The 19,597-nt window shown below is 72.2% G+C and carries 12 protein-coding genes, 2 pseudogenes and 1 riboswitch; of the genes and pseudogenes, 4 read left to right on the top strand and 10 right to left on the bottom strand.

The annotated features are described in order from the left end of the window. Nucleotides 1-82 (top strand): annotated as a pseudogene (locus ACWDBB_RS17620) (ABC transporter ATP-binding protein); the annotation flags it as partial. A gap of 47 nt (nucleotides 83-129) precedes the next feature. Further along, on the top strand, nucleotides 130-2,688 hold the full coding sequence (locus ACWDBB_RS17615; protein ID WP_449790438.1) for an ABC transporter permease: 2,559 nt from the start codon (nucleotides 130-132) through the stop codon (nucleotides 2,686-2,688). 210 nt (nucleotides 2,689-2,898) lie between these two features. On the opposite strand, the gene ACWDBB_RS17610 is transcribed toward ACWDBB_RS17615, so the two are convergent. From ACWDBB_RS17610 to ACWDBB_RS17580, 7 genes and pseudogenes are all read right to left on the bottom strand, one after another. Beyond that, nucleotides 2,899-4,266: an NAD(P)/FAD-dependent oxidoreductase gene (locus tag ACWDBB_RS17610; protein ID WP_449790437.1), complete on the bottom strand. Its 1,368-nt coding sequence runs from the start codon at nucleotides 4,264-4,266 to the stop codon at nucleotides 2,899-2,901. A 428-nt stretch (nucleotides 4,267-4,694) separates the two neighbouring features. Next, nucleotides 4,695-5,636, bottom strand: a complete 942-nt coding sequence (locus ACWDBB_RS17605; RefSeq protein WP_449790436.1) for a Ppx/GppA phosphatase family protein — start codon at nucleotides 5,634-5,636, stop codon at nucleotides 4,695-4,697. A gap of 143 nt (nucleotides 5,637-5,779) precedes the next feature. After that, nucleotides 5,780-6,319 (bottom strand): annotated as a pseudogene (locus ACWDBB_RS17600) (DUF501 domain-containing protein); the annotation flags it as partial. After that, nucleotides 6,291-6,812 (bottom strand): FtsB family cell division protein, encoded by a 522-nt coding sequence (locus tag ACWDBB_RS17595; RefSeq protein WP_449790435.1) that lies wholly within the window; start codon nucleotides 6,810-6,812, stop codon nucleotides 6,291-6,293. The gene ACWDBB_RS17595 and the pseudogene ACWDBB_RS17600, both read right to left, overlap by 29 nt. 148 nt (nucleotides 6,813-6,960) lie before the next feature. Continuing rightward, nucleotides 6,961-8,247, bottom strand: coding sequence for a phosphopyruvate hydratase (eno, locus tag ACWDBB_RS17590; RefSeq protein WP_392873908.1), 1,287 nt, complete (start codon nucleotides 8,245-8,247; stop codon nucleotides 6,961-6,963). Between the two features lie 335 nt (nucleotides 8,248-8,582). Then, the gene (locus ACWDBB_RS17585) at nucleotides 8,583-9,503 is read right to left on the bottom strand and encodes a LysM peptidoglycan-binding domain-containing protein (RefSeq protein ID WP_449790434.1); all 921 of its coding nucleotides are present in this window, start codon (nucleotides 9,501-9,503) and stop codon (nucleotides 8,583-8,585) included. A 5-nt stretch (nucleotides 9,504-9,508) separates the two neighbouring features. After that, nucleotides 9,509-9,675: riboswitch (cyclic di-AMP (ydaO/yuaA leader) on the bottom strand. Nucleotides 9,676-9,895: 220 nt separating this feature from the next. Further along, a complete protein-coding gene (locus tag ACWDBB_RS17580) occupies nucleotides 9,896-11,248 on the bottom strand; it encodes a cytochrome P450 family protein (RefSeq protein ID WP_449790433.1) in 1,353 nt (450 codons plus the stop codon). Nucleotides 11,249-11,558: 310 nt separating this feature from the next. Between ACWDBB_RS17580 and ACWDBB_RS17575 the strand changes: the two genes are divergently transcribed. Next, on the top strand, nucleotides 11,559-11,981 hold the full coding sequence (locus ACWDBB_RS17575; RefSeq protein ID WP_392873917.1) for an SDR family NAD(P)-dependent oxidoreductase: 423 nt from the start codon (nucleotides 11,559-11,561) through the stop codon (nucleotides 11,979-11,981). A gap of 4 nt (nucleotides 11,982-11,985) precedes the next feature. On the opposite strand, the gene ACWDBB_RS17570 is transcribed toward ACWDBB_RS17575, so the two are convergent. Next, nucleotides 11,986-13,014 (bottom strand): MazG family protein, encoded by a 1,029-nt coding sequence (locus ACWDBB_RS17570; protein ID WP_449790432.1) that lies wholly within the window; start codon nucleotides 13,012-13,014, stop codon nucleotides 11,986-11,988. Between the two features lie 283 nt (nucleotides 13,015-13,297). On the opposite strand from ACWDBB_RS17570, the gene ACWDBB_RS17565 reads away from it, so the two are divergent. After that, the gene (locus tag ACWDBB_RS17565) at nucleotides 13,298-13,531 is read left to right on the top strand and encodes a hypothetical protein (protein WP_449790431.1); all 234 of its coding nucleotides are present in this window, start codon (nucleotides 13,298-13,300) and stop codon (nucleotides 13,529-13,531) included. Between the two features lie 127 nt (nucleotides 13,532-13,658). Here the strand turns inward: ACWDBB_RS17565 and mfd are convergent, their stop codons facing one another. Next, the gene (mfd, locus tag ACWDBB_RS17560) at nucleotides 13,659-17,288 is read right to left on the bottom strand and encodes a transcription-repair coupling factor (RefSeq protein WP_449790430.1); all 3,630 of its coding nucleotides are present in this window, start codon (nucleotides 17,286-17,288) and stop codon (nucleotides 13,659-13,661) included. A gap of 719 nt (nucleotides 17,289-18,007) precedes the next feature. Then, nucleotides 18,008-19,393: a hypothetical protein gene (locus tag ACWDBB_RS17555; protein ID WP_449790429.1), complete on the bottom strand. Its 1,386-nt coding sequence runs from the start codon at nucleotides 19,391-19,393 to the stop codon at nucleotides 18,008-18,010. Between the last annotated feature and the right edge of the window lie 204 nt (nucleotides 19,394-19,597).

Here is a 19,597-nt window from a genome sequence, read left to right as displayed (position 1 = left end):
CGTCGACGAGCTCCACCACCCCACCGCCGACACCGTCCTGGACCGCATGCGCCGCTTCGACGCCAAGGGCCGCACCAGCTGACACACCGGCAGCCGTAGCCCGCTCACCGATTCTTCCCAGGACACCCCATGTATCGCACCGCACTGCGCAACGTGCTGGCCCACAAGGGCCGACTGCTGATGACGGCGCTGGCCGTCATGCTCGGCACCGCCTTCGTGGCCGGCACCATGGTCTTCTCCGACACCTTCGGCAAGGCCATGCGGGACAGCAACTCCAAGAGCTACTCGGACGTCTCGGTCCAGGTGGTGGACCGCGCGGCGGGCTCCAACGCCTCCGCCCGGCAGAAGAGCGAGGGCGGCTCGGCCACCCTCACCGACGCCACCGTCCAGCAGCTGGCCGCCCTGCCGGGCACCGCCAACGCCCGCGGCGTGGTCAGCGGCTTCACCGGCGTCGCCGACAAGAAGGGCAACCTGATCGGCCAGGTCTGGGCCGCCAAGGGCGCCAACTTCGCCCCCGGCCAGGACGGCAAGGACCCGCGCTACCCGATGGTCGAGGGCCAGGGCCCGAAGACCGCCAAGGAGGTCGCGCTCGACCGCAGGACCGCCGACAAGGCGGGCTACAAGGTCGGCGACACCATCCGGGTCGCCGCCAACGGCCCGGTCGTCGAGGCGAAGCTCACCGGCGTCTTCACCACCGACGACCCGGTGGTGAACACCGGCGGCACGCTCACCCTCTTCGACAAGGCCACCGCCCAGCAGACCCTGCTGGAGCCGGGCCGCTACAGCAGCGTCGTGCTCACCGCCAAGCCCGGCACCAGCCAGGACGCGCTGCTCGCCGAGGCCCAGCCCAAGGTGCCGTCCGGCCACCAGTTCGACGTCGAGACCGGCGCCAAGCTCAACGCCGACGAGCAGAAGATGATCACCGAGGCCACCAGCAGCATGCGCACCATGCTCCTGGTCTTCGCCTTCATCTCGCTCTTCGTCGGCATCTTCATCATCGCCAACACCTTCACCATGCTGGTCGCCCAGCGCACCAAGGAGCTGGCCCTGCTGCGCGCCATCGGCGCCAGCCGCAAGCAGGTCACCCGGTCCGTGCTGATCGAGGCCCTGCTGATCGGCACCGCCTCCGCCGCGGCCGGCCTGCTGGCCGGCGTCGGGATCGGCGCCGGGATGCAGTCGCTGATCGGCTCGCTGAACGAGAACATGCCGAACGGCTCGCTGGTGATCAAGCCGCTCACCGTCGTGGTGACGATCGTGGTCGGCGTCCTGGTGACGGTCCTGTCGGCCCTGCTGCCCGCCATGCGCGCCTCCCGGATCGCCCCTGTGGCCGCGATGAGCAGCGGCGACCAGCCGGTCTCCCAGAAGAGCCTGGTGGTCCGCAACACGATCGGCTCGGTGCTCGCAGGCGGCGGCCTCGCCCTGATCGGCTTCGGCGCCTCCACCGGCGACGACAGCGGCCGGCTGCCGGTCGGCGCCGGCGCCTTCCTGGCCCTGATCGGCGTGTTCGTCCTGCTGCCGCTGCTCTCCCGTCCGGTGGTCGCCCTGGTCGGCCCGCTGCTGCGCGGTCTCGGCGGCACCCCGGGCAAGCTCGCCCAGCAGAACGCGGTGCGCAACCCGCGCCGCACCGCGGCCACCGCCGCCGCGCTGACCATCGGCCTGACCCTGGTCACCGGGCTCACCGTGATCGGCGCCTCGGTCAGCGACACCGTCGACCGGGCCGTCACCAGCGCGATGAAGGCCGACTACATCATCGGGGCCGCCAACAACATGAGCCTGTCCGAGCAGGTGCCCGCGCAGATCGCCAAGGCGCCCGGAGTGGCCGCCTCCTCGGCGCTGACGACCTCCTACTGGGACCTCAACGGCACCGGCACGACGATCAACGGCGTGGACGCGGCCAACCTCGACCAGCTCACCGACGTCAAGCTGACCGCCGGCTCCACCGCCAACCTCGCCAAGGGGCAGCTGCTGGTCAGCGAGGACACGGCCAAGAAGGTGAACGCCACCACCGGCTCGGTCGTGAACGTGACCTTCCCGGACGAGTCCACCGGGCAGCTCACCATCGGCGGCGTGTACGAGAACGCCGGCGTGCTCGGCCGGACGCTGCTGGCCAACAGCGAGGTCGCCAAGCACGAGCCGAAGCCGTACATCTCCGAGGTCCTGGTCAAGGGCAAGGACGGCGCCACCGGCAGCCTCAAGCAGGCCCTCAAGGACGCCACCGGCGCCAACCCGGTGATCGAGGTGAAGTCCAGGCAGGACGTCCGGGACGAGTTCAGCCAGACCATCACCTTCGCGCTGAACCTGATGTACGGCCTGCTGGGGATGGCGGTCCTGATCGCGATCCTGGGCGTGGTCAACACGCTGGCCATGTCGGTCTTCGAGCGCAAGCGCGAGATCGGGATGCTGCGGGCGATCGGCCTGGACCGCGGCGGCATCAAGCGGATGGTCCGTCTGGAGTCCGTGGTGATCTCGCTGTTCGGCGCCGGCATCGGCCTGCTGCTCGGCTGCTTCATCGCCTGGGCGGTCAACGGCACCCTGAAGTCCAGCCTCTCCGGTCTGACCACGGTCCTGCCGTACGGCCAGCTGGCGATGTTCCTGGCGCTGGCCGGGGTGGTCGGTCTGGTGGCCGCGATCTGGCCGGCCCGCCGAGCGTCCAAGCTGGACATCCTGGAGAGCATCAAGACCGACTGACCGGCCGGGGCCGGCCGACCGCTCCCGGTCGGCCGGCCCCGGAACGAGAAAGGTCCCCTGCCGGAGGGTTTCGGCAGGGGACCTTCTACTTCTGTACTCCGCCCGGTCGCACGGCCGGCTGAGCACCACGGAGGTCGTGGTCCGGCAACGCTGCCGGGCGGAGGGCCTCCGACTCATACCCCGGTGCTCCCACACCGGGGTCTCAGTCGCTTACTTGCTGGCGAGTTCCTTGTCGGCGGCCGGCTTGGCGGCCTCGACGGGCTTGGTGGGCGGAGTGACCTCCTGGATCGGCAGCTGCGGCTTCTCCATCTGGGCGAGGCCGACCATCTCGCGCTTGAGGAACATCGCGAGCGTCCAGTCGGTGAAGACGCGCACCTTGCGGTTGAAGGTCGGCACCATCGCGCCGTGGTACAGGCGGTGGAACCACCAGGCCGGACGGCCCTTCAGCTTGTACTTGCCGAAGAGGATCGCCACGCCCTTGTGCAGGCCGAGACCGGCGACCGCACCCAGGTTCTTGTGCTTGTACTCCTTCTGCGGGAAGCCACGCATGCCGGAGATCACGTTGTCGCCGAGGACGATGGCCTGGCGGCTGGCGTGCTGCGCGTTCGGCGGGCACCAGGCACCCTCGCCCGCGGCGAGGTCCGGCACCTGGGCGTTGTCGCCGGCGGACCAGACGTAGTCGAAGCCCTGGACCTGCAGGGTCGGCGCGGTGTCGACGTGGCCGCGCGGGCCCAGCGGCAGGCCGAAGTTGGCCAGCACCGGGTTCGGCTTCACGCCGGCCGTCCACACGATGGTGGAGGCGTCCATCTCCATGCCGTTCTTCAGCATGACGTGGCCGTCGACGCAGGAGTCCATCGAGGTCTCGATGTAGACCTCGATGTTGCGCTCCTCGAGCTTCTCCTTGGTCCACAGACCGAGGTCCGGGCCCATCTCGGGGAGGATGCGGTTGGCCGCCTCGACCACGACGAAGCGCATGTCTTCGCGGCTGACGGTCTTGTACAGCTTGGCCGCGTCACGGGCCATGTCCTCGACCTCGGCGACCGTCTCGATGCCGGCGAAGCCGCCACCGATCACCACGAAGGTCAGCGCCTTGCGGCGGATCTCCTCGTCCGTGGTGGACTCGGCCTTGTCGAGCTGGGCCATGACGTGGTTGCGGAGGCCGATGGCCTCCTCGACCGTCTTCATGCCGAGGCCGTTCTCCGCCAGACCCGGGATCGGGAAGGTGCGGGAGACCGAGCCGGTCGCGACGACCAGGTACTCGAACGGCAGCTCGTAGCTGTCGCCGGCCGCGGGCTGGATCGTGGCGACCTTGCGGGCGTGGTCGATGCCGGTGACGGACCCGGTCAGCACCTCCGCCTTCTTGAGGGTGCTGCGCAGCGGCGCGATGAGGTTGCGAGGCGCGACACTGCCGCCGGCCGCCTCGGGGAGGAAGGGCAGGTACGTCATGTACGACCGCGGGTCGACGACCGTGACGGTCGCTTCGCCGTAACGCATCTTCTTGAGGATGCGCATCGCGGCATACAGGCCGACGTAACCACCGCCGACAATGAGGATGCGAGGACGCTCCGTGGTGCTCATATCCGAAAGTATCCAGCACCGTCCGGAGCAGCCTTCGTGAGCCCGGTCACAAGTTGACGGACCCCCCGTGCTACACTACGCGGCCGCAAAACCGGGCCCGGCGCGGCGGCCCCCACCCCTGGACGGCCCCGCGCGAACGTTCGCCGGAGCACCACCGGCCTGAGCAGCAACGATCCGCACAACGCCCGGGTTCCCGCGCGTGATTTCGATTTTCAAACCTCAAACGAGGCCTGACCTGCGATCCCACGGGCCACCCGCACGACGGGCCTTCGGTCCCACATATCGGACGTAGCGGGCGGGCCGGTGCGACGAATGGGCCGATCGCCATGTGAAGAAATTCACGAACTTTTCCACCCGCGTGCGGGCGCGCCAGGGCCCCGGCCCCCTTTCGGGGTGCCGGGGCCGTGACGGGTAAGCCCCGCGCGGGGTCAGGGGGCGATACCGAAGGCGATCCCGTCGAGGATGTCGTGCTCGCTCACGACCACCTCGGCGGCGCCGGTGCGCTCCATGATCTCCAGCAGCTCCAGCGCCCCGGCCGCGATCACGTCCACCCGGCCCGGGTGCATCGACGGGATGGCCGCGCGCTCGGCGTGGGTGGAGGCCAGCAGCTCCCGGGCGATCGCGGCGACCCGCTCCCGGCTGATCCGGGAGTGGTGGATCGCCGCCGAGTCGTAGCCGGGCAGGCCCTGGGCGATCGCGGACACCGTGGTGACCGTCCCGGCCAGGCCCACCAGGGTGCCCGCGCCGGTCAGCGGGACGACCTCCTCGGCCCGGTCCAGCTCGGCGCGCACGTGCGCCCGGGCCGCCTCGACCTGCTCCTCGGAGGGCAGCTCGGCGTTCCCGAAGTACCGCTCGGTGAGCCGCACGCAGCCGATGTCCACCGAACGCGCGGCCTGCACGTCGTCCGTGCCGAGCACGAACTCGGTGGAGCCGCCACCGAGGTCGAAGACCAGGTACGGGCCGGGGAACTGACCGCCGGTCAGCTCCTTGGTGGCGCCCACGAAGGAGAGGTGCGCCTCCTCCTCGCCGCTCACCACCTCGGGCTCGACGCCCAGGATGTCGCGCACGCCCTTGACGTACTCGTCGCTGTTCTCGGCGTCCCGGGAGGCACTGGTGGCGACGAAGCGGACCCGCTCGGGGCCGACGCCGAAGCCGGAGATGATCTCCTGGTACTCCCGGCAGGCCGCGAAGGTGCGGGCCAGCGCGTCCGGGTGCAGCCGGCCGGTCTGGTCCACGCCCTGACCCAGCCGGTTGACGATCATCCGGCGGTCGAGGTCGGTGATCCCCCCGGTGTCCGGGTCGAGGTCGGCGACCAGCAGGCGGATCGAGTTGGTGCCGCAGTCGATCGCGGCGACGCGGGTCGTGCTCACTCGGACTCCTGCTCCGCCGCGGCGTCCCCGGCGGCGGCCTCCTCGGCGGCGCGCTTCTTCGCGGCGCGCTCGGCGGTCAGCTGCTGCTTGGCGGCGATCACCGCGTCGTGGTCCTGCTCCTTGGCGCGGTTGCGGGCGACCCGCTCACCGGCGGCCTCGACCTCGGCCGGGGAGACGCACGGGCCCTTGGCCCACCAGTCCTCCAGCATGCCGAGCGCCTCGTCGCCGAGCGGGTTGACGCCCTCGCCGGCCGCCAGCGAGTGGCCGACCAGCACGTGCAGGCACTTCACCCGGTCCGGCATGCCGCCGGCGCTCGGGAAGCCCTCCAGCACCTCGATCGCGTCACGCCGGGCGATGTAGTCCTCGTGCGCCTTCTGGTAGGCGGCGGCCAGCTCCGGGTCCTCGGCGAGCCGGGCGCTCTGGTCCTTCATCACGCCCTCCGCCTCCAGGGTGCCGATCAGCGAGGCGGCCTTGGGGCAGGTCAGGTAGTAGAGCGTCGGGAACGGCGTGCCGTCCGGCAGACGGGGGGCCGTCTCCACGACGTCGGGGTTGCCGCAGGGGCAGCGGTGCGCCACGCCGCGCAGGCCGCGCGGCACCCGGCCGAGCTGGGCGGCGATGGCCGCGACGTCGGCGTCGGAGACGGTGGGGTGGTTCTCAGTGGTCATGGGGGGAGGTGTCTCCAACGGGGGACGGTGGGAGGGGAAGGGGGGTGGCGGGGACCGCCGCGGCGGTGTCGGCGGCGTCCACCGAGTCCCAGATGCTGGCGTACCAGGGTTTGGCGGCCATCGCCTGGCCGGTGGCGCTTCCGGGGGCCGCGTTCCGGGCGGAGGCCGCACCGGCCGCGGAGGAGGAGGCCTGGACGGAGCCCTGGCCGGCCGGGTCCACCGCGATGTACGGGGTCTCCCCCGGCACCGCGTAGTGCAGCCGGGCGCGGGCCTGCGCCTTGACGTACTCCGGGTCCTGCCAGCGGGCCCGCTCCCGGCGCAGCTGCTCGACCTGCTGGCGCGCGTGGTCGGCCTTCGCCCGCTGGGCGGAGATCTCGGCGCGCTGGGAGATGAACTGCCGCGTCGGGTAGGCGAGGATCGCCACCAGGGAGCAGAGCACCAGGACGAGGACGGTCGCCCGGCTCGTGAACCGGGGCCGGGCCGCCAAGCCCGGGATCCTCCAGCCAGCCATCTCCCGTATCCCCTCCTGGTCGCGACGGTGCCCCGCCGTCCACCCTACGGGGTGAACGGCGGGGCACCGGTCAGGCGTGCGCTACCGGGAGCACTCGGCCCCCGTCTCCGGAGCGCTCAGCCCCGGACTCGCCGTACTGATCCGCTGGTCACTCGGCGGAGCGGAAGCGCGGGAAGGCGCCGCGGCCGGCGTACTCGGCGGCGTCGTCGAGGATCTCCTCGATGCGCAGCAGCTGGTTGTACTTGGCGACGCGCTCGGAGCGGGCCGGGGCACCGGTCTTGATCTGACCGCAGTTGGTGGCGACGGCCAGGTCGGCGATGGTGACGTCCTCGGTCTCGCCGGAGCGGTGCGACATCATGCAGCGGTAGCCGTTGCGCTGGGCCAGCTCGACGGCGTCCAGGGTCTCGGTCAGCGAGCCGATCTGGTTCACCTTCACCAGCAGCGCGTTGGCGGTGCCGGTCTCGATGCCGCGGGCCAGGCGGGCCGGGTTGGTGACGAACAGGTCGTCGCCGACCAGCTGGACCTTGTCGCCCAGCTTCTCGGTCATGGCCTTCCAGCCGTCCCAGTCCGACTCGTCCAGCGGGTCCTCGATGGAGACCAGCGGGTAGGCGGCGACCAGCTCGGCGTAGTACTCGATGAGCTCGGCGGCGGTGAGCTCCTTGCCCTCGAAGTGGTAGGCGCCGTCCTCGTAGAACTCGGAGGAGGCGACGTCCAGGGCCAGTGCGACGTCACGGCCGGGCACGTAGCCGGCCTTCTGGATGGCCTCGACGATGAGGTCCAGGGCCTCGCGGTTGGAGTCCAGGTTCGGGGCGAAGCCGCCCTCGTCGCCCAGACCGGTGGACAGGCCGCGCTCCTTCAGCACGCCCTTGAGCGTGTGGTAGACCTCGACGCCCCAGCGGACGGCCTCGGAGAAGGACTCCGCGCCGATCGGGGCGATCATGAACTCCTGGATGTCGACGTTGGAGTCGGCGTGCGACCCACCGTTGAGGATGTTCATCATCGGGACCGGCAGGACGTGCGCGTTCGGGCCGCCCAGGTAACGGAACAGCGGCAGGTCGCTGGCCTCGGAGGCGGCGTGCGCGACGGCCAGCGAGACGCCCAGGATGGCGTTGGCGCCGAGCGAGGACTTGTCCGGGGTGGCGTCCAGGTCCAGCATGGCCTGGTCGATCAGGCGCTGCTCGGTGGCGTCGTAGCCGACCAGCTCCGGGCCGATCTGCTCGATGACGGCCAGGACGGCCTTCTCGACGCCCTTGCCGAAGTAGCGGTTCTTGTCGCCGTCGCGCAGCTCCAGCGCCTCGAAGGCGCCGGTGGAGGCACCCGACGGGACAGCGGCACGACCCGTGCTGCCGTCGTCGAGGCCGACCTCGACCTCGACCGTGGGGTTGCCGCGCGAGTCGAGGATCTCACGGGCTACGACGACATCGATGGACGGCACGAGGCATCTCCTTGCGGAAGCAGGGTCCGGTCTGACGGTGGGTGCTGTCAGCAGGACGATTGCGGAGTCGTTACGACCAGAGCCTAACCGCCCGGGCTCCCGGGGCCACGTCCACCTCGGTCCCGTCTCAGCGTGTGGCTCCACTACCCACCGGTAGTTCACCTGCTTGTCCCAGCTTGTCCCACCGGAGCGGGCGAATGCGGACGAAGGGGACCGGTAGGAACCGGTCCCCTTCGGACGGCGGGCGGAGCGGCGTCGGGCCACGACGGGGGTGACGGCCGGGGTGACGACGGCGTCGGGTCACGACGGCGTCGGGTGACGGCCGGTGCGACGGCTCAGCCGAGGTGCAGCACCTGGCCGGGCATGATCAGGTTCGGGTCGCCGCCGACGGTGGCGTGGTTCTGCTCGTACAGCGCGTGCCAGCCGCCGGAAACGCCCTGGGCGGCGGCGATGGTCGACAGGGTGTCCCCGGCGCGGACGGTGTAGTCGTGGCCGGCGGCCTGCGGGGCCTGCTGGGCGGCGAGCGGAGCGTACTGCGGCTGGGCGGCGGCCTGGCCGGCGTACTGCTGGTAGACGCTCTGGTGGCTGGTCCAGTACCAGGCGCCGTTGTTCTGGTACCAGAACACCTTGGCGTCGGCGTCCCAGCCGGCCTTGCCGGAGAAGCCCGGGGTCTGCGGCTGCGCCTGCTGCTGCGGGGCGGCCTGCTGGACCGGCTGCGCGGCGGGCTTCTGGGCGGCGGGCTTCTGGACCGGCTTCTGGGCGGCGGGCTGCTGCGCGGCCGGCTTCTCGGCCGGCTTGGCGGCGGGCTTCGGGGTCTGCTGCTTGGGGGCGGACTGCGGCTTGGCGTCCGAGGAGGTGTCGACCACGGCCGCGGCGCCGCCCTTGGTCAGACCCGCCTTCTGGGAGCAGACCGGCCAGGCGCCCGGCCCCTGCGAGGCCAGCACCTTCTCGGCGACCGAGATCTGCTGGGCCTTGCTGGCCTGGTTGGCCTGCGACGCGTAGGCGGTGCCGCCGTACGCCTTCCAGGTGCTGGAGGTGAACTGGAGGCCGCCGTAGAAGCCGTTGCCGGTGTTGATGCTCCAGTTGCCGCCGCTCTCGCACTGGGCGACGGCGTCCCAGGTGGAGGCGGGGGCGGCGGAGGCACCGGTGGCGGTGAGGAGCGGCATCGCGAGTCCGACGCCGGCCACACCGGCGACGGCGATGGCCTTCTCGGCCTGGGTGCGACGACGGTGACGGCCAGTTCCAACGAACAGCATGAAGAGGTCCCTCTCCGCACGCCTGCGAGGTGAGCTGTCGGGTTCGGACCGGGAGGTGGCCCGGCCGCCGTACGCGGAAACGATTCCGCTCGGGCGGCTTCACCCCAAGCCGTGGGAGACGGCAACAAACCTGGTTCCCCCGCCCCTGCCCAGGGTCTGGTCGGTTTCCCGGGCGCGGCGGGCAGGATTCGGCGTTCCGCGCACGAGGTCCGCAGCTGCGAACTCCAGGGAGAGTAGACAGATCATCAGGACAATCACAAGCTCATATCGTCGATATCACACGACAATTACGGCCCGTGTTCGATCGCCTACCAACAGCGGTGTTATGTCCGGATTGATGGGTGTTCACACCTCCGGCGGCGGGCGATCGGCGACCTCCCGTCAGCGTGATCTCAGCAGGTCGGAGGCGTTCGAGAGGCCTGCGAAGGGGGCTGCGGAGGGGTGTGCGGAGAGCGGCCCTCCGGGCTGAATTCCACCGGTAGTTCGCGCAGCCCACGCATGATCAGGCCACCGCGCCAGCGCAGGGCGTCCGGGCTTTCCGCGAGCCGCAGATCGGGCAGCCGGGAAAGCAGCGAGGCCAGCGCCGCACGCCCCTCCAACCGGGCGAGCGGAGCGCCGATGCAGTAGTGGATGCCGTGCCCGAAGCCCAGGTGGGGATTGTCCGTACGGGCCAGGTCCAGGGTGTTCTCGGCGGCGAACCGGGCCGGGTCGCGGTCCGCCGCGGCCAGCACCACGAGCACCGGGTCGCCGACCGGGATGTCCACCCCGCCGATGGTCAGCGGACGGGTCGCGAACCGCCAGGTAGCCAGCTCCACCGGCCCGTCGTAGCGCAGGAGTTCCTCGATCCCGGTCTCCAGCAGCGCGCTCTCCCCGCGCGCCACCGACTCCTGCAGCAGCCGGCGCTGCTCCGGGTTGCGCAGCAGCGCGTACGTGCCGTTGCCGATCAGGTTCACGGTCGTCTCGAAACCCGCGAAGAGGAGGATGAAGGCCATCGCCGCGGCCTCGTTCTCCGTCAGGTGCTCACCGTGGTCACTGGCCCGGATCAGACCGGAGATCAGGTCGTCCCCGAGGTCGGCGCGCTTGCGGTGGATCAGCTCCAGCAGGTACGCCCGCATCCGCTTCACCGCCCGCCCCACGCCACCGCGTTGGCCGCCGCCTTGCCCCGGCTTCGTGTGTCGCAGCATCATCCCGGCCCAGTCGCGGAAGTCGTCCTGGTCCTCGGCCGGCACCCCGAGCATGTCGCAGATCGCGTAGATGGGGAGCGGGAAGGCGAACTCGTGGATCAGGTCCGCCGAGCCGCGCTGCGCGAAGCCGTCGATCAGCCGGTCGGTGAGCTGCTGCACCCTCGGCTCGAACTCGGCCACCCGGCGCGGCGTGAACGCCTTCGACACCAGGCGGCGCAGCCGGGTGTGGTCCGGCGGGTCGATGTTCAGCAGGTGGGTCATCAGGTCCGCCTGCCGCTCCCCCGGGATGCCCACCCGGCCGGTGCGGTGCGCCTGCTCGCTGTGGTGCGCCGGGTTCTTCGACAGCCGGCTGTCCGCGAGCGCCTGCCGGGCGTCGGCGTACCTGGTCACCAGCCAGGCCTCCACCCCGCTCGGCAGGGTGGTGCGGTGCACCGGGGCGTGCTCGCGCAGCCAGGCGTAGGCGGGGTACGGGTCGGAGGCGAACTCCCAGGTGAACAGCTGCGGGGCGGGGGCATCGGAGGACGCGGCGGCGGGCCGGGCGGGGTCGGGCTGAGCTGGCATGGACCGACCGTATCCGGTGCGACCGGCGCACCCGCCTTCCGGCGGGGCGCGCCCGTCGGGCGGCGCTCCGCGGCGGGGTCATGACCGGGCCACGGCCGGCTCATGGACAGGCCGTGGCCGGGCCGTTGACCGTCCGTGGACGGGTCGTGGACGGTCCGTGGACAGCTCTTGGCCGACTCTTGGCCGCGGGGCGGGCGTGAGCCTGGTCACCTGAGGGGTAATCCCTGTTGCGGAGGGTCAGGACGTGCCTACGATCCTCCGCAGTACGCGTGGGCGCCGGTGCGGTGTCGCCCACAGGGAGGAGCAGGCCATGCGGGTCAGCGGGTCAGTCGTCGTCATCGCGGTCCTCGACGGCGGGTCGGGCGCGGGCCTCGCCCGCCGGTTCTCCGCGGCCGGCGCCGCCGGAATGCTGATCGCCGACCAGTACGTCGGCGTCGCCGAGGACCTCGCCACCGAACTCGACCGGCCGGGCTGCCCCGTCGTCGGCGTCTGCGGCGACATCCGGCGCCCCAGCGACGTCGCCGCCCTCGTCGACACCGCCGAGAAGCACCTCGGGCCGATCGACCTGTTCGCCGTCGCCGGCCCGGGCGGCGAGCGGATCATCTCGCTGGCCGACCTGCCCGACCACCTCGACCTGGAGCGGCTCGCCGAACTCGTCCTCCTCGTCGGCGAGGCCATCGGCGAACTCGTCCCGCCGCAGCGGCGCCCGGAGCACACCGCCACGGCGGCCTGAGCACCTACTCCCCGTCCGGCTCGAGACCCTCGGCCGCGCGCACTCCGTCCCGGTAACCGCGCGCGGCCGACCGCAGCGCCGCGTCCACGTCCACCCCGGCGTCGTGGGCCCGCTGCACCACCGCGAGCAGCAGCCGGCCCGCCGAGTCGGCGGTCAGCTCGGCGGGCAGCTCGTACGGCTCGTCCGGCATCCCGGTGAATCCGGACCGGCGCACCCGGGACACCAGCTTCGCCGCGTACGCCAGCGCGGGCAGCCCGGCCGGCACGCCGTCCAGCACCGACTCGCGGTCCGCCTTCTCGGCCGCCTTCAGCTGCTCCCAGTTCGCCTCCGCCTCGGTGGCACCCTCGACCTCGACGTTCCCGAACACGTGCGGGTGCCGGTACATCAGCTTCTCGACGATGTCCCCTGCCACGTCATCGACGGTGAACGGGTCGGTCGGGTGCTCCTCGGCGATCCGGGAGTGGAAGACCACCTGGAACAGGACGTCGCCCAGCTCCTCGCGCAGCGTCTGCCGCTCCCCGTCCTCGATCGCCTCGACCAGTTCGTACGCCTCCTCGACCAGGTACTTCACCAGGGTCTCGTGCGTCTGCTCGGCGTCCCAGGGGCAACCGCCCGGGGAGCGCAGCCGGTCCATCACCGTCACCAGGTCCAGCAGCCGCGACCCCGGCAGGTCGTACGAGCCGGGCAGCACCTCGATCTCGGGCACCTCGCCGGCCTGCTCCACCGCGAGCCGCGCCAACGCGTCGGTCAGCCCCGGGTCCCCGTCCGGGCTGCCCAGCCACACCGTCGGCCCGCCCCCGGCCGGCTGCCCGGTCAGCAGCCGCGCCAACGCGGGCGCCGACCCGGCCGGCACGACCTCCACGCCCACCCCGGCCTGCCGCACCGCCGCCACCTGCGGATGCCCCTCGTCCCCCACCAACACCCGCCCCGCCGACCGCAACGCCTCCCACGCCGGCCACGCCAGCAGCCCGGGAGCCACCCGGTGGGTGGTGGTCAGCAGGATCAACTTCGCGCCCGGAACATTCGTCGTCACACCCCGAACCTACCTCCGCCCCCAGCCACGACCCCACCAGCGCAGAACGCCGAACCCGCCGACTTCCCGCTCCCAGACGCCGCCCTACTCCCCAGCAAGCCACCAGCACGAAAAGTCGACCCGGCCGCTTCCTGATCCGAGATGGCGACGCCGTCCGTCGGGGCGGTGGAGAGCGGCTGTGGCACAGCGTTCGGCGAACGGGCCGGCAGGTGGCGGGGCGGCGGGGCGGCGTCTCGATGTCGGGGGGGGCGGGGTGGGTCAGCGGGGTTTCGGGGGCCAGGAGGTGGAGGCCGATGCGTTCGCGGAGGTCGTGAACGCCCAGGGCCAGGCGTACGGGCCGAACCTCGAGGAGACCAAGGTCGGCCCCGCTTTCCGGACCCCCACCAACATCGCTCCCGGCGAGACGGGCAAGGGCTTCGTCACCTTCGAGGTCCCGGACGGCACCAAGCTCGACAAGGTCCAGTTCGCGCTGGACAACGGCTTCTCCAACCAGGCCGGCCAGTCGAAGCTCGGCTGACTTCCCGACGCACCCCCGTACGTACGGAACGGCGGCCCCGGGCCGAAGCCCGAGACCGCCGCGATCCAGCTGTGAACCCCGCGGGGCCCCAGCCGTGAACCAGCCGGGAACCGCCGAGCGGCGGACGCTACTTCTTCGCCCCCGCCAGGTCGTCGAACATGGCCGACAGGAACTCGCTGCACCAGCCCAGCAGTTCCCGCCCGACCAGCGGCTTGCCGCCGATCCGCCCGGTGCTCGGGCGCGGCACCAGCAGCTGCTGGGCCGCCGCCTTCACCTGGCTGCGCGGGTAGAGCCGGTTCAGCCGCAGCTGCTGGGACTCCCGCAGCTCCACCGGCCCGAAGCGGACGTTGGAGCCCTGGAGGGTGATGTCCGCGATCCCGCACCGCCGGGCGTACAACCGCAGCGCCGCGACCAGCAGCAGGTTCTCCACCGGCTCGGGCAGCTTGCCGTAGCGGTCCACCAGCTCGTCCCGGACCTGCCGGATGTCCTCCTCCGAGTTGACGGCGGCGATCGAGCGGTACGCCTGCAGCCGCAGCCGCTCGCCGGGCGCGTAGTCGTGCGGCACGTGGGCGTCGACGGGCAGCTCGATCTTCACCTCGAGCGGCTCCTCCTCCGGCTCCCCGCCGCCCGCCAGCGACTCGCGGAACTCCGCCACCGCCTCGCCGACCATCCGCATGTAGAGGTCGAAGCCGACGCCCGCGATGTGCCCGGACTGCTCGCCGCCGAGCAGGTTGCCCGCCCCGCGGATCTCCAGGTCCTTCATCGCGACGTACATGCCGGCGCCCATCTCGGTGTGCTGGGCGATGGTGGCCAGCCGCTCGTGCGCGGTCTCGGTGAGCGGCTTCTCCGGCGGGTACAGCATGTACGCGTAGCCGCGCTCGCGCCCTCGCCCGACCCGCCCGCGCAGCTGGTGCAGCTGGGAGAGGCCGAAGGTGTCGCCGCGTTCCACGATCAGGGTGTTGGCGTTGGAGATGTCGATGCCGGACTCCACGATCGTGGTCGACACCAGGACGTCGAACTCCTTCTCCCAGAAGTCGACGACCACCTTCTCCAGCTGGGTCTCCCCCATCTGCCCGTGTGCGGTGGCGATCCGCGCCTCGGGCACCAGGTCCTTCAGTCGGGCGGCCGCCTTGTCGATCGACTCGACCCGGTTGTGGATGTAGAACACCTGGCCCTCGCGCAGGAGTTCACGCCGGATCGCGGCCGAGATCTGCTTCTCGTCGTACGGGCCGACGAAGGTCAGCACCGGGTGCCGCTCCTCCGGCGGGGTGGTGATGGTGGACATCTCGCGGATGCCGGTGACGGCCATCTCCAGGGTGCGCGGGATCGGCGTCGCGGACATGGTGAGCACGTCCACGTTGGCGCGCAGCTTCTTCAGCTGCTCCTTGTGCTCGACGCCGAACCGCTGCTCCTCGTCGACGATGACCAGGCCGAGGTCCTTGAACCTGGTCTCGGAGGAGAACAGCCGGTGGGTGCCGATCACGACGTCCACCGAGCCCTCGAACAGCCCCTCCAGCACGGCCTTGGCCTCGGTGTCGGTCTGGAAGCGGGACAGCGCCTTCACCGTCACCGGGAAGTTGGCGTAGCGCTCGGCGAAGGTCGAGAAGTGCTGCTGCACCAGCAGCGTGGTCGGCACCAGGACGGCCACCTGCTTGCCGTCCTGCACGGCCTTGAAGGCGGCCCGCACCGCGATCTCGGTCTTGCCGTAGCCGACGTCGCCGCAGATCAGCCGGTCCATCGGAACGGACTTCTCCATGTCCGACTTGACCTCGGCGATGGTGGTCAGCTGGTCCGGCGTCTCCGCGTACGGGAAGGCGTCCTCCAGCTCGCGCTGCCACGGGGTGTCCGGGCCGAAGGTGTGGCCGGGGGCGGCCATCCGTGCCGAGTACAGCCTGATCAGGTCGGCGGCGATCTCCTTGACGGCCTTCTTGGCCCGCTGCTTGGTCTTCGCCCAGTCCGCGCCGCCGAGCCGGTGCAGCGTCGGGGCCTCGCCGCCGACGTACTTGGTGACCTGGTCCAGCTGGTCGGTCGGCACGAACAGCCGGTCGCCGGGGTGGCCGCGCTTGGCCGGGGCGTACTCCAGCACCAGGTACTCGCGGGTGGCGCCCTGGACGGTGCGCTGCACCATCTCGACGTACTTGCCGACGCCGTGCGCCTCGTGGACGACGTAGTCGCCGGCCACCAGCGCCAGCGGGTCGATCGCGTTGCGGCGGCGCGAGGGCATCCGGCGCATGTCCTTGGTGGAGGACTTCTGCCCGGACAGGTCGGTCTCGGTGATGACCGTGAGCCTGAGGTTCTCGTCCACGAAGCCGTGCTCGATCGAGCCGCAGGAGACGTGGACGACGTCCCGGGTGGGCGCGTCGGTGAGGTCGGCGACCAGGCGGGCCGGGATGCCCTCGTTGCCCAGCACCTCGGCGAGCCGGGAGGCCGGGCCGTGGCCCTCGGTCACCATGACGACCCGCCAGTCGGCGGCCAGCCGCTCCTTGGCGTCGGCGATCGCCCGGGCGGTGTCGCCCCGGTAGGCCTCGACGGCGTGCATGCCGAGGGTCAGCGTGTTGGCGTCGAACTCCAGGATGCCGTCGACGGAGGACTGGCTCGTCGCGAACGGGCTGACGGACCACCAGGGCAGCCCGATCTCGTCGGCGTGCTCGCGCACCTCGGCGAGCGAGCGCAGCGAGGCGGCGGAGACGTCGATGGCCTCCAGGTCGATCGGCCGGTCCCCGCCGGCCGCGGCCGCGACCCAGGAGGCGTGCAGGAACTCCTGGCTGGTCGCGACCAGGTCGGCGGCCCGGGTGCGGACCCGCTCCGGGTCGCAGACCACGGTGACGGAGCCGAGCGGCAGCACGTCCAGCAGCAGCTCCATGTCGTCGACCAGCACCGGCGCCAGCGACTCCATGCCCTCGACCGCGATGCCCTCGGCGATCTTGTCCAGGATCTCGGCCAGCCCGGGGTGCTCGGCGGACAGCTCGGCGGCCCGGGCCCGCACCTCGTCGGTGAGCAGCAGTTCGCGGCAGGGCGGCGCCCACAGGCCGTGCTCGGCGATCTCCAGCGAGCGCTGGTCGGCGACCTTGAAGTACCGGACCTCCTCGACCTCGTCGCCCCAGAACTCCACCCGCAGCGGGTGCTCCTCGGTGGGCGGGAAGACGTCCAGGATGCCGCCGCGGACGGCGAACTCGCCGCGCTTCTCGACCAGTTCGACGCGCGCGTAGGCGGCGGCGGAGAGCCGGCGGGCCACCTCCTCCAGGTCGTACGACCCACCGCGCCGGACGGCCACCGGCTCCAGCTCGGCCAGCCCCTTGACCTGCGGCTGGAGCACCGAGCGGACCGGGGCGACGACCACCTGCACCGGCCCGGCCGCCGGGTCGTCGGCCCGCGGGTGGACGATCCGGCGCAGTACGGCCAGCCGGCGCCCGACGGTGTCCGAGCGGGGCGACAGCCGCTCGTGCGGCAGCGTCTCCCAGGCCGGGAACTCGGCGACGGCGTCGCCGGGCAGCAGCGAGCGCAGCGAGGCCGCGAGGTCCTCGGCCTCGCGGCCGGTCGCGGTGACGGCGAGCACCGGGCGGCCCCGCTCCCCGGCGGACTGCCCGGCGAGCGCGCGGGCCAGCGCGGCGATGGCGAACGGCCGGGCGGCGGGCGGCCCGACCAGGTCCAGGTGGCGGCGTCCGCCGGCCGCGGCTCCGGGGGCGGTGGCCGCCTCGATCGCCTCGGCGAGCGCCGCGTCCCGCGCGACGACATCGAGCAGTCCGGTCAGGCTCATCTGGGGTCTCTTCTTCGTCCCGTGGCTGGTGCCGCCCCGGGGCGGTCGTAGGCCCGCCGGGGCAACGCGAACGGCCCGGCACGCCGAGCGGCCGGGGGTCTCCAGCCTACGCCGCGGCACGGACAGGCACGCGGTCCACGACATCGGCGGGGCCGGAACGGGATCGGCGCGGGGCCGTACCGGGGCCGCGACCGGAGTCGGAGCACCGGGCGGCACGCCCCTCCTCGCTGTTTTTGTCAGGGGCACGTCCGGGAACGAACGATTGGACGGAACACCGGACCGGCCGGTGGACGAACCAACCCGGAGTACCACCGAACCGAGCACGGCTGTCCGCCACGAACTGGACATACTCCTGTCACTGGCCGTCCATGGAGATCGCGCACCATGGTGAACGTGCCCGCCGCACCCAACCGTGGGGGATGGCTGTGGGGGCACTGTCGCACCACCGATGGGGGTCGGAGGTGCGAGGCCGGGCGGCCCTGGGTGGGGGCGCCCGCCCAAGCGCCGGGAACCGTGGCGCCCTTTCCTGGAGGGCGCCACGGGTCTCGGCCTCTTTCGCTCCCGGCGCCCACGCGAAACGCTCGGCTGGGAAACCCCAGCCGAGCGCCTGGCTGAACTCATCGCGGCCTGGACGACCGACCACGTGTGGCAACGACCACTGGAAACCGCCCCAGGGGAAGCGGCCGGGGCCCTCACGACGACGTACGGTCGGCGGCCGGTCAGCGGCGGCGGTAGCTCACCGTGTTGGGGGTCGCGTAGTCGGTGCCGTCGTCCACGATGATGATCTTCGGAACGATCCGGGTCTCGTCCTCCGCCCGCCCCTCGGCGGCCTTCCCGGCAGCAGCGGCGTCGGAGGCCACCATCTCCCCGGCGGGCGGCGAGGCCGGCTTCGGGGGCACCGGGCCGGTCGCCACGGGCCCACCGATGGCCCTGGTCGCGCTGCTGCCGACCACCGGCGTCCGCAGCACGGGCGCCGGCTTCTCCGGGGCGGAGCCCTTGGCTCCGGCCGGAGCGGCGGTGGCCAGGGCCTTGCGCAGGTTCGCCACCGGGATCTCTCCGGTGTCCGCCTCCGAGTCCACCGACGCGGTGTCGGCGGCGGCGTCCTCGACCGCGTCCCGCGGAGCGGGGGCCGTGGGGGCCTCGGCGGACTCCTCGGCGGCCTGGTCGGCCGAGCCCTCCGCGGCCCGGGCCGCCGCGACGGCCGCGGCCGCCACCTCGGGCTCGATCTGGCCGACCGCCGCCCCGGTGAGCGAGGCCAGCGTGGCCTTGATGTGGTCCAGGTGCTGCTGCACCGTCTCCAGCCGGGTGTCGAACTCGCGCTGCTCGCGCTCGCTCGCCGCGTTGATCTCCTCGGCCTCCCGGCGGGCCTGCTCGATCAGCTGGTCGGCCTTGGCCTGGGCGTCCGTCTCCAGCTGCTTGATCCGGTTCAGCACGGTCTCCCGCTGCTGTTCCGCCTCCTTGACCCGGCGCTCGGCGGTCTCCGAGACCTCGGCGTCCTCGGCGTCGGCCTTGGCCTGGGCCGCGGCGAAGGTCTCGTCGGCCTTGCGGCGCCGGGCGGCCAGCTCGGCCTCGGCCTGTTCGCTGGCCTCGGCGGCGGCCACCCGCACCTTGGCGGCGTACGCGGTGGCGGCGTCCCGGATGGCGCGGCTCTCCCGGTCGGCCTCGGACCGGATGCCCTCGGCCTCGGCCCGGGTCCGCTCCTCGGTGCGGCGGGCGGCCGCGTCGGCGGCGGCCCGGGTCGTGGCGCTGTACTCCCTGGCGGCGCGGTCGGCCGCCTGCCCGGCCTCGTAGACCTCGTCCCGGAGGTCCTCGGCGAAGCGCTCGGCCTTCTCCCGGACGGCGCGCGCCTCGTTCTCGGCCATCGCGGCGAGTCCGGCGGCCTGCTCGCTGAGCACCTGGTAGTCGGGCTCCGGGGCCTCCTCGGCGGTCCGGCGGATGTCGGCCAGCCGGGCCTCCATCTGCCGGATGCCGGCGCCCAGGACACTCAGCCGCTCCCACGCCTCGTCGCGCTGCGCGGTGAGCGCGGCCAGGGCTCGGTCGACCTGCTCGGGCGCGTAGCCCTTGCGGGCCTGGGTGAAGCCGTACTGGGGGACGGCGTCGCTCATGGGCTCTTCCCCTCGATTCGCGGGCTGCGGAGCCCATGATCGGACGGAACGGTCGGATCCGGAACCGGTTGGGAGTCCGGGGCCGGATTCCGCCGTCCTACGGACCGGATTGCGTCGAGGACGGGACGAATAGACCCATCCTCTTGACCTATTTTGCGCAGATCCGGGCGAAACCCCAATGAGGCACGGCTGCGACGGCATGCC

Source organism: Kitasatospora sp. NPDC001095 (assembly GCF_053598615.1).
Note: the sequence above shows the minus strand (reverse complement) of the source record. Positions and strands in the feature narration are given on the sequence as shown.